General features: G+C 39.4%; 10 protein-coding genes. 5 read left to right on the forward strand and 5 right to left on the reverse strand.

Annotation, left to right across the window (positions count from 1 at the left end; genetic code table 11):
- Window positions 1-46 precede the first annotated feature (46 nt).
- Genes IPK86_02515 through IPK86_02525 form a run of 3 tightly spaced genes read right to left on the reverse strand, consistent with a single transcriptional unit; the run spans window position 47 to window position 3,395 of the window.
- Entirely contained in the window at window positions 47-799 is a 753-nt protein-coding gene (locus IPK86_02515; protein ID QQS16327.1) for an SDR family NAD(P)-dependent oxidoreductase, read from the reverse strand.
- A gap of 35 nt (window positions 800-834) precedes the next feature.
- On the reverse strand, window positions 835-981 hold the full coding sequence (locus IPK86_02520) for a hypothetical protein (protein ID QQS16328.1): 147 nt from the start codon (window positions 979-981) through the stop codon (window positions 835-837).
- A gap of 35 nt (window positions 982-1,016) precedes the next feature.
- Window positions 1,017-3,395: an Rne/Rng family ribonuclease gene (locus IPK86_02525; protein ID QQS16329.1), complete on the reverse strand. Its 2,379-nt coding sequence runs from the start codon at window positions 3,393-3,395 to the stop codon at window positions 1,017-1,019.
- 386 nt (window positions 3,396-3,781) lie between these two features.
- Here IPK86_02525 and IPK86_02530 point away from each other — a divergent pair, with 386 nt between their 5' ends.
- The 4 genes from IPK86_02530 (at window position 3,782) to IPK86_02545 (ending at window position 7,045) form a co-directional block, all read left to right on the forward strand.
- Window positions 3,782-4,717 carry an RluA family pseudouridine synthase gene (locus tag IPK86_02530; protein QQS16330.1) on the forward strand — a complete coding sequence of 312 codons (936 nt, stop codon included), beginning with the start codon at window positions 3,782-3,784 and terminating at the stop codon, window positions 4,715-4,717.
- A gap of 6 nt (window positions 4,718-4,723) precedes the next feature.
- Window positions 4,724-5,422 carry an HAD-IA family hydrolase gene (locus IPK86_02535; GenBank protein ID QQS16331.1) on the forward strand — a complete coding sequence of 233 codons (699 nt, stop codon included), beginning with the start codon at window positions 4,724-4,726 and terminating at the stop codon, window positions 5,420-5,422.
- Window positions 5,406-6,038, forward strand: a complete 633-nt coding sequence (locus IPK86_02540; GenBank protein ID QQS16332.1) for a hypothetical protein — start codon at window positions 5,406-5,408, stop codon at window positions 6,036-6,038. The genes IPK86_02535 and IPK86_02540 overlap by 17 nt, the downstream gene beginning before the upstream one ends.
- Before the next feature lie 65 nt (window positions 6,039-6,103).
- Window positions 6,104-7,045: a S49 family peptidase gene (locus IPK86_02545; protein ID QQS16333.1), complete on the forward strand. Its 942-nt coding sequence runs from the start codon at window positions 6,104-6,106 to the stop codon at window positions 7,043-7,045.
- An 82-nt stretch (window positions 7,046-7,127) separates the two neighbouring features.
- Here IPK86_02545 and secA read toward each other — a convergent pair whose 3' ends face one another.
- Window positions 7,128-9,854 carry a preprotein translocase subunit SecA gene (gene secA / locus IPK86_02550; protein QQS16334.1) on the reverse strand — a complete coding sequence of 909 codons (2,727 nt, stop codon included), beginning with the start codon at window positions 9,852-9,854 and terminating at the stop codon, window positions 7,128-7,130.
- Between the two features lie 185 nt (window positions 9,855-10,039).
- On the opposite strand from secA, the gene IPK86_02555 reads away from it, so the two are divergent.
- On the forward strand, window positions 10,040-10,381 hold the full coding sequence (locus IPK86_02555) for a DUF721 domain-containing protein (protein ID QQS16335.1): 342 nt from the start codon (window positions 10,040-10,042) through the stop codon (window positions 10,379-10,381).
- Window positions 10,382-10,412: 31 nt separating this feature from the next.
- Here the strand turns inward: IPK86_02555 and IPK86_02560 are convergent, their stop codons facing one another.
- The gene (locus IPK86_02560) at window positions 10,413-10,904 is read right to left on the reverse strand and encodes an RNA pyrophosphohydrolase (protein QQS16336.1); all 492 of its coding nucleotides are present in this window, start codon (window positions 10,902-10,904) and stop codon (window positions 10,413-10,415) included.
- Window positions 10,905-10,909: the final 5 nt, after the last annotated feature.

Below are 10,909 nucleotides of genomic sequence, written 5' to 3' on the forward strand. Positions count from 1 at the left end.
AGATACTGATGGTATGGATAGTTAAAGGCTTTGCTTATGTGCCTACTTACTTGCTAGCTTGATGCACAGTAAGACCAGCATAAGTTTGACAAATAGGCATCATTTGTAGGACATTGATATTGACATGTTTAGGTAGTGCGCAAACCCAATAAACTGCCTCGGCAATATCTTCAGCAGTAAGCGGTTGCGTCTTATCATAAAGCGCTTTGGCTTTTGTCTTATCACCACGGAATCGAACAATAGAAAACTCTGTATTTCCACTAAATCCAGGCTCAATATTCGTTACACGTATCGGAGTACCCAATAAATCAATGCGCAAATTATTACTCAATTGATGCACAAAAGCTTTACTGGCTCCGTACACATTACCGCCACGATAAGGCCACTCCCCAGCTACCGAACCAAGATTGATAATGTGGCCATTTGAGCGCTTTAGCATCCCTTGTAACACAAGGTATGTACAGTAAAGCAATCCCTTAATATTGGTGTTAACCATTACTTCCCATTCATCAAGTACACAATCTGCAAAGGTTTCCGTACCAATAGCAAGTCCAGCGTTATTAATTAAAACATCTATTTTTGAAAAGCGATCAGGTAAAGAAGATAGGGCATTTTCTGTAGCAATACGATCTGCTACGTCAAAATTTAGCGTATAGCATGGCTTACCCAGCAATGATTGTAGATCATTCAATCTATTTTGGCGTCGACCTGTTGCAATAACAAAGTGCCCTTCTTTTACAAAGCGTTTAGCAATCGCCTCCCCAAAACCAGAAGTAGCACCTGTTACCAAAACAATCATTTTGTTATCCAGTAAATTCTTAATGGCAAGTAAAATTAAGTGGTATGCACCTGTTTAAGTTTCGCCCTACTTGGCTTATTAACAGTTTGCCCTGTTTTTTTCTGATCACGTCGGCGTACTCCAGCGGGCAATGTCATCTCTGCTGGCTTTACCGCCAAAGAAGCTAAAGAAGTAGAGACCATAACGAATTGATTTTGAGTAGATTTCTTACTGCGTGTTATTTTTGCTCCACCTGATATCTGATGCTGTGTTGCAGTTTTTTAGTTGTTTTTTTATTAACATCTGGCTCCAAAAGTGCTTTGGCGACAACCACGGTATTTTCTTGAGCAACGGATAGATTTGTTTTTTTCGGAAGGGGCGTACGCGTTTTTTTTACCATTTTGGCTTCAAAAATGGGTACAGATTTTTCAGGTATTTGAACCGGCTCTTGAGGATCTAACAAGGCATCACTTGAAGTGGTTGGCTTAATCACTGCAGAGGTTGGGCGTTTAGCTTGTCTAGCTTGACGAGAATAATGACGTGGTTTGACAGTTTTATTATCTTCGTGGCTATTAACAACGTTAATAGATGCGTCAATTTTTGGTACTGATATAGGTTGTATATTGTTTTCTGTGACGCTAATTGGACGATTCGTTAACTGATCTGAGTTTTGATCTTGATGAGGCAGCAAATGCGTAACAACCTCTTTTTTTAGACGGTTTTCGCTGGCCACATATTTTTGTTGTGTTTGGTCAGCGGATTGTTTTAGAGCATGCTGTGTATCCGATGCATAGTTTTGTTCTTCCCTTCTTTGATGTCCAACACGCTGGTTTTTTCGACCTTTACGGTGATATACGGATTGCGATCTTAAAGCACGATGATGGTTTTGAGCGATATGCACAGCTGGTTTCTTTTTAAAGAGAGATGAAAATGTACCGCTTAAGCTCTCTAAAAAGCGCGATGCGATACGAGCAATCCACGTAGTAGTTAATTGAGCTGGTAGTTGCTCCCTTGTAATACCCTTAACGGCCGCTTCAAGTGGTTTGACATTGGCTAATTCATCATTTATACGACCTTCTGCTTGCGGCATTTCAACCATTTTATAGCTTGGGTTATCACCAATTTCGCTGTTCTCATCAATACGTGTTCTATCAATTTTATAATGAGGTGTTTCAAGATGAATATTGGGCACTAGAATAATATTAACTCCAAGGCGATCTTCTAAATTATGTAGTTCGGCGCGCTTTTCATTGAGTAGGAAAGTAGCCACTTCAACAGGTACTTGTGCACGAACCATGTTAGTATGATCCTTTGCCGCTTCTTCTTGTAAGATACGTAAAATATGTAAAGCCGAAGACTCAATACCTCTAATAAAACCGATGCCAAAACAACGCGGACAAGTAATATGATTGGTCTCACCTAAACTAGGTTTTAGTCGTTGTCGAGATAACTCTAGTAAACCAAAACGGGATAATCGACCAAGCTGAATACGAGCACGATCTTGATGAATAGCGTCTTGTAATGCAGATTCAATCATCCTTTGATTCTTGATGTTTTCCATATCAATAAAATCAATGATCACAAGCCCACCTAAATCACGTAACCGTAACTGGCGAGCAATCTCTTCCACTGCTTCGAGATTAGTTTTAAAGGCAGTCTCTTCAATATCAGCGCCTTTTGTAGAGCGCGCAGAATTAACATCAATTGATACTAAAGCCTCGGTATGGTCAATAACAATAGCTCCACCAGAAGGAAGTTGCACATTACGTGAGAACGCTGTTTCGATTTGATGTTCAATTTGAAAACGAGAAAATAAAGGCACATCATCTTGGTACAGTTTGATGCGATTTTTATAATTAGGCATCACATATTCCATGAATTGTTTAGCTTGATCATAAATTGCTTGTGTATCAATCAACAATTCACCGATATCTGGCTGAAAATAATCGCGAATCGCGCGAATAACAAGGCTACTTTCTAAAAAAATCAGAGCTGGCCCCTTTACTGCTTGAATTTTACTTTCGATTTGCTTGCTTTCTCCCCAAGCTGATTGATCAATTGCTGACCAAAGCTGTAGTAAATAACTCAAGTCCCATTTTAGCTCTTCTAGTGAACGACCAATACCTGCCGTTCTTGCAATAAGACTCATCCCTTTCGGGACGTCGAGTTTGAGCATTAACTCTTTTAGAATCTGCCGACTTTCACCTTCGGCTCGGCGTGATACACCACCACCTCGTGGGTTGTTAGGCATCAGCACAATATAACGACCTGCTAAACTAATATAAGTCGTTAAAGCCGCTCCTTTATGACCGCGCTCATCCTTATCAACCTGTACCAATACCTCCAAACCTTCATGGAGCGCTTCTTGAATACGTGCATGTGAATGATATCGCAAGGCAATTTCTTTGAAAGGCAAAAAACCGTGTCGATCACTACCATAGTCTACAAAACAAGCCTCTAAAGAAGGCTCAACACGCGTAATAATACCTTTATAAATATTACCCTTTCGTTGCTCGCTACCCGCTGTTTCAATATCAAAATTAACTAGTTTTTGGCCATCCACTATAGCTACTCGCAGCTCTTCAACTTGTGTAGCATTAAACAGCATTCGTTTCATCTATTGTTCCTTAAAAATACGCACATTGTTTGTATCACATCCTTTGCATTTAGCAAGGTAAATAAAATCAATCAATTATCAAGATAAAGTAAGCTGTTATTTTCTCAAACCGCAAACTTTACTTGCGCTTTATCTTGTTTAAAAATTCCAATGCTATATCGGTTATATTACGATTGAAATAGCCACATACGACCTTCCACAAAACTCTTGTTTTGCGTTATAAAATATCATTGGGTAAAACCTGCCCAAAGCACAGTATAATTAGCAATCGCTTTGTTATTCTAAACAATCAAAATCCTGTCATTGTGTCAGATTTATGTCAACACAATGCTTCACTGAGCAAAATTCAGGTTGTACAAAATCTCCCTGTGAGAGTATAAAGCAATATGTCAAGTCAGCGCAAAACATCTGTCACTTATTCACTTATTCATGAGGAATATGCTGGTCAACGTATTGACCATTTTTTACATTGTTTACTGAAAAATGCACCAAAAAGCCTCATCTATCGCTTTATTCGTACTGGTCAAGTACGTATCAATAAAAGGCGTACTACTCCAGATTACCGACTAATGGCAGGCGATAATATTCGCATTCCACCTGTTGATGTAACACAATTTAAAGTATTACCCTGCGCTCCTAGAAGAAAAAATTTTAAAATTGTGTACGAAGATGATGCATTGTTGGTCATTGATAAACCAGCCCATGTTGCTTCGCATGGCGGAAGTGGCATTGCTTTTGGTGTCATCGAGCAATTAAAGCAAGCAAGGCCTGATGCCAAGTATCTCCGGTTAGCCCATCGCTTAGATAAAGATACCTCTGGTTTACTCATGATCGCTAAAAAACATGCAGCATTAGTACGATTACATGACATTTTGCGAAATGGTTTATCTGACAAGCATTATTATGCTTTACTTTTAGGGCATGTCTTAAACTATCAGGAAGATATCACGTTACCCCTACACGAAGGTCGTACTTCAGAAGGAAAAAAATACGTTCAAGTCAATCAAAATGGTCGTTTTGCTCGTACAATACTAACCGTTGTAAAAAAATACCATGACTATACCTTGGTTGATGCGTTGATTAAAACAGGGCGTACGCATCAAATACGTGTACATACGCAGTATCTTGGACATCCTGTTGCAGGAGATGCGTTATATGGTGATTTTAATCACAATAGAAGTTTAGCTAGATGGGGATTAAAACGTATGTTTTTACATGCTTATCGCATTACATTGCCCCACCCTATCAGTAATAAATCGCTGACTATGGAGTCGCCTTTACCCGTGGATTTACAAAAACTACTTGATCGGCTTGAGGTTTAAGCGTTGATGCCTATACAGAATCGTTTACCAAGTTTTTTACAACTGATCATCTTTGATTGGGATGGCACGCTAATAGACTCAACAGCTCATATTGTACGAACAATCAATGCGGCTTTTACCGAACATAACCTACCTATACCCTCTCAGGAAGCGGCTAAACATATTATTGGTCTATCATTTTATCAAGCTATAACACAACTGACACCAACACTACCTGATACAAAAAGACACCAACTGATTGAAACCTATCGCCAGCTGTATGCAAATGGATTAGAGGAAGTTGTGCTGTTTGATCAAGTAAAAACAGGTTTATCTGCACTAAAAAATAAAGGGGTATTGCTTGCTATTGCCACTGGCAAAAGCCGAAAGGGACTAGATGATAACCTTGCCATGACAGGAACCCAAAACCTATTTGCTACAACACGTACCGTTGATGAATGCCCTTCTAAACCAGATCCGGCTATGATTCATGCTATCTTAAGTGAGTTGAATATCACACCAAATCACGCCATCATGATAGGAGATACTTCTTATGATCTGATGATGGCGCGCTATGCTGGCATCAACAGCGTTGGTGTAAATTATGGCGCTCATTCTGTTGATATGCTTCGTACTTGCTTGCCTGTTGCTATTTTTGATGAATTTGTATCACTGTATGAATGGCTTATTCAACAACTTGGATCACAACATGCTCGAATGGCTTGAAAATTTTGCCAGCTGTTATCGATACACTATTCAGCTTGTTGCTGCTACAGCTATGGCTGGTACATTAATATATACGCTATACATCACCTATCGCGATAAAGGTACCCTTAAAGCGCGCGTATTTGTGCGCGAATTAAGAAAAAATGAAAATATCAACCCGATCATTCTGGGGCAATATCACTTTACCATCAGCCTGTTGATGAAAAATACAACCAACCACAGCATTTATTTATCTAAAAACTCCTTTGAATGGGGATTACCCCGATTTTTTGGTGCCTTATTTATAAGACCTAAGGGCACATTTAGTGGTTTTGAAAACACGATAATTCCCTCTCATGCTGAAGAGCGCATTGATTTAACTTATGATTTTGCGCAGCATAGACGTTACCTTAAGCATGCTTGTACGGTTGATGACGTACTGCATTTGCCAACGTGCTTATCTATATTGAAAGGTAAACATTTGCCTTATTTAGCGCGACGCCTAGTTAAACTATATATTTATGCTGAAGACGGTATGGTATACAAAGCTAAATTCTCAGCAAGTTATAAGAAAAGATTTTTTAGCAAAAAAAGCATAGGAAATTTACTTCATGCGACCTACAATAAATCCATTTGACATAAAAATGAGCGTATATTATGAATTTTAGCTATTTTATTCGACTGCTTGGATGATATTAACTCATGAAAACGCAACAACCTCGTTGGGAGCGCACTGTTCTTGAACAAATTGCCATGCAGGGATTGCTGGAACAACGCCGACTAAGACGTTGGAAGATTTTTTTTCGTTTAGCGTGGCTGAGTGTTCTTTTGGTTATCCTGTACCATATTTTTTACTACCACACTGCTTCAGCACTGCATAGCACAGCCCCCTTTACCGCAGTCATTGATCTGAAAGAGACTATTGATAGTGATCACGATACGGCCAATAAACTTGTGGCAGGTATCGAAGCGGCTTTAGATAATCCCAATACACGTGGCGTTATTATTCATGCTAATAGTCCAGGCGGCTCTCCTGTACAGGCTGGCATTGCCTTTGATGGAATCAGAAAACTTAAGCAACAATATCCAAAAATACCTATTTATACTGTTGTAGAAGATATGTGCACTTCAGGTTGTTACTATATCGCTTGTGCTACAGATAAAATATATGTAGATAAAGCAAGCATAATTGGCTCAATTGGTGTCGTGTCTGATGGCTTCGGTTTTGTTGATATAATGAAAAAGCTTGGTATTGAAAGGCGCCTGCAAACAGCTGGTGACAATAAAGTTATCAATGACCCATTTTCTCCTCAAAACCCTAAACATCAGGCAGTTATTAAAACGCTTTTGGATCATATCCACCAACAATTTATTCAAGCTGTCAAAATTGGGCGTGGCAATCGCCTAAAAAAGGATCAGGCGCTTTTTTCTGGTCAAATCTACTTAGGAAACAAAGGTTGCCAACTTGGACTTGCAGATGGTATGGGTAATATACGTAGTATTGCTGAAGACGTTATTAAAACTAAGCAGTTGAGGAACTTTACAGTCCAAGAACCACTTATGGATCGACTTGCTAAAACTTGGGGCGTGCAATCAGATACGCAATTATTTAATAAGCTATTACATACGCTATCAATACGTTAACCATACACAAAAATAGGTAATCAACTCCAGTAACGATATGTTTGGCTAACTACAGCATCATCACTGTCTAGTCTTAGGTATGTCAATACAGTTTTCCGTGGCAATGTTTATACTTCTTGCCGCTACCGCAAGGACACGATTCATTGCGACCAATACGTGGGTCTGTACGAACGATTGGGGAGTGTTTAGCAGGTTGCGTAGCTTCTGCCGGTTGTGCTACTTCTTCAAGCAGCGAATCACTTTCATCATGAACCAACTGTAAGGGTTGATTATGACTAGGTTGTATCGCTTTAATATCCTGCTCAGTATTAAACTCTACCGACAGTAGTACACCGACAACATGGCTTTTAATGGAATCCAGCATAGTACCAAATAACTCGAACGCTTCGCGCTTGTATTCTTGTTTAGGATGTTTTTGTGCGTAGCCACGAAGATGAATACCACGCCTTAAGTGTTCTATCGTTGCAATATGTTCCCGCCAATGTGTATCCAATGTTTGTAACAATAAGTACCGCTCAAAACAATCCATAGCTTCTTGTCCAATCAGCTGTATTTTTTGTTGGTAGTGTTGCAATGCCATACTCAGCACTTTTTTAGTAATTTGTTCAGTGTCCAATTCAGGCGTTTCTTTCAACCATGTAGTTACTGGAGCAGATAAGCCATATTCCATCTGTAATGTTTTTTCAAGTAACGGCAAATTCCACTGTTCATCGATCACATCCGGTGACATATGGGTACGCACGACATCTGAAAGTACATCCTCTCGCATCTGAGCAGTGATTGACTGTATCCTATCCTCATTCAAAATCGCTTTGCGCTGCTGATAAATCACTTTACGTTGATCATTAATAACATCATCATATTCAATCAATTGTTTACGAATATCAAAGTTTCTCCCTTCCACTTTTTTTTGTGCATTCTCTAAAGCACGTGTTACCCAAGGATGCTCAATTGCTTCGCCTTTTGGCATTTTTAAACTTTGCATAATTGTAGCAACGCGATCCGAAGCAAAAATCCGCAATAGCGGATCTTCTAAAGACAGATAAAACCGACTAGAGCCTGGATCGCCTTGTCTTCCAGACCGCCCACGTAATTGGTTATCAATGCGCCGTGATTCGTGGCGCTCGGTACCAATAATATGCAATCCACCCGCTGCTATGACGGCTTGATGCGCTACTTCCCATTTACTTTTAATTTGCGCAATACGTTCATCACGTTCACTTGCTGAAAGTACTGTATTTTGCTCAATGAGCTTAATATCAGCAGCAGGATTACCACCTAACACGATATCTGTACCACGGCCAGCCATATTAGTTGCTACCGTAATCATTTGCAAACGTCCTGCTTGCGTAACAATTTCAGCCTCTCTTTCATGCTCTTTAGCATTTAAGATGTTGTGTTTTAAATTTGCCTGATTGAGTAGTTGTGAAATAAGTTCCGAATTTTCAATATTAGTGGTACCCACCAAAACTGGTTGACCTTTGTCATGGCAAATTTTAATTGCATCAATAATAGCTTGATATTTTTCTTGAGCAGTGCGGTAAACTTGATCTTGAAAATCTTGACGAATCATTGGTTGATTGGTCGGTATGACCACCGTTTCTAAACCATAAATCTGCTGAAATTCGTAAGCTTCTGTGTCTGCAGTACCCGTCATACCAGCAAGTTTATGGTAGAGTCTGAAATAGTTTTGGAAAGTAATAGAAGCCAATGTTTGGTTTTCGCGGTTAATGGTTACCCCTTCTTTGGCTTCAATTGCTTGATGCAGACCGTCCCCCCAACGCCGACCCGGCATGAGTCGACCTGTAAATTCGTCTACAATTACAATTTCATTATCCCGCTTGACATAATGCTGATCAACATGGAATAAACAATGTGCTTTTAATGCTAACATCACATGGTGCATCAGCCCCAAATTAGCGACAGAATAAAGACTACTACCTTTTCCAATCAAACCCATTTTAGATAAAATGGCTTCACAGCGCTCATGACCCGCTTCAGATAAAAGTACATTACGTGATTGCTCATCAACCCAGTAGTCTCCTTTATCATCTTCTGTTGCTTGGCGTTTTAGTTGACTCGGCAGCTTATTCATACGCTCGTAAAGTGCAATATTATCTTCAGAAGAACCAGAAATAATCAGTGGCGTTCTTGCTTCATCAATCAATATAGAATCAACTTCATCGACTACCGCAAATTCAAGCGGTCGTTGTACTTGATCGCTCGGCTTAAAAACCATATTGTCACGTAAATAATCAAAACCGAATTCGTTATTGGTACCGTATGTGATATCTGCTGTGTAAGCTACTTTCTTTAAATGGTGTGGTATTTGTGATAAATTGACACCGACCGTCAATCCAAGAAAGTTATATAGTGGCTCCAGTGTAGCTGCATCGCGACTGGCTAGGTAATCGTTTACCGTGATGACATGTACTCCATTACCCGAGAGTGCATTAAGATACACCGCTAAAGTTGCTACTAGCGTTTTACCTTCCCCGGTTCGCATTTCAGCAATCTTGCCATCATGCAATGCTATGCCGCCAATAAGCTGTACATCAAAATGACGTAAACCCAATACACGTCGGGAAGCTTCACGACATACCGCAAATGCTTCCGGTAAAATTGCATCCAGTGTTTTGCCATTTGCTAACGCTTCCCGCAAATCAGTTGTCTTGTGCGATAGCTCTTCGTCAGAAAGCTGTTGCATTCCGGATTCCATTGCATTGATTTGTGCAACCACGGCGTGATAGATTTTAAGTAATCGCTCGTTGCGACTACCAAATACCTTTTTAAGAAGCGTCAAAAACATATCGTGAACAACTTATCGTTTAAAGAATTAAAAAGAACTGGTGAATTCTAGCATAACCCACTAAACAAACATGACCTATAATTTGAGGTATTGACTATATTGCTTGGGTACAAATTGAAAAAACAAGCATAATACAAATTTTGTTATATTGCTCGTTATAAAAATGACTTAATTAGAATATCCTTATGCCTACTATAACCGAACATCATTGTTTAGATTTTTGTCAGCAAAATACACAGCTTTCTAAGCTTATTCAGTCAGCAAAATTACAACTGCAGTGTGCACACATACTCAATACCTTATTACCCAACAATTTATCTACTCAATGTCAGGTTGTAAAAATCAATGATGATGGTGTTCTCTTAATTCTTGCTAAAACGGGCACTATTGCTAAAAAATTACAGTGGTTATCGCTTAGTTGGCAAAGTGAATTTATGCGGCATGGGTTACCAGTAAAAACAATTAAAGTCAGTGTGCTGCCTTCGGTTACATCAGTTGCTAAACCTCAGCTTAATGCAAAAAAATAGGGAATTATTTATTCTAATAAAGTTTTTTAAATTAATAAGTGTTAGGCATCAGATCAATTAAATGGACAGAAAGTATCTGTAAAGCTTCTCGATACACTGCTTGCTTAAAATTCACTACTTCTTGAGTAGGTTTCCAATAGTCAAGCCAGCACCATTTATCAAATTCTGATGGCGCTGAAGCATCCAAAGTAATAAAACTGTCTTCTACGATCAGGCGCATCAGAAACCATATTTGCTGCTGTCCGCGATATAAAAAACGATATAAAGGTTTTAGTAGGTGCGCTGGTATATCATATCGTATCCAGTTTTGCGTTTGACCTAATACATTAACATGAGCTGGTAGTAACCCAGTTTCTTCAAATAGCTCACGATACATCGCCTCTTTCGGACTTTCTCCGTGTTGAATACCGCCTTGCGGAAATTGCCATACATTCTGCCCCGCTCTTTTTGCCCAAAACACCTGATTATGCTGATTAACGATAATCATACCTACATTATGTCGGTATCGTGCCAATCGGATCATCAATA

This window comes from Neisseriales bacterium (genome assembly GCA_016699915.1).
GTDB lineage: Bacteria > Pseudomonadota > Gammaproteobacteria > Burkholderiales > Q3-R57-64 > Q3-R57-64.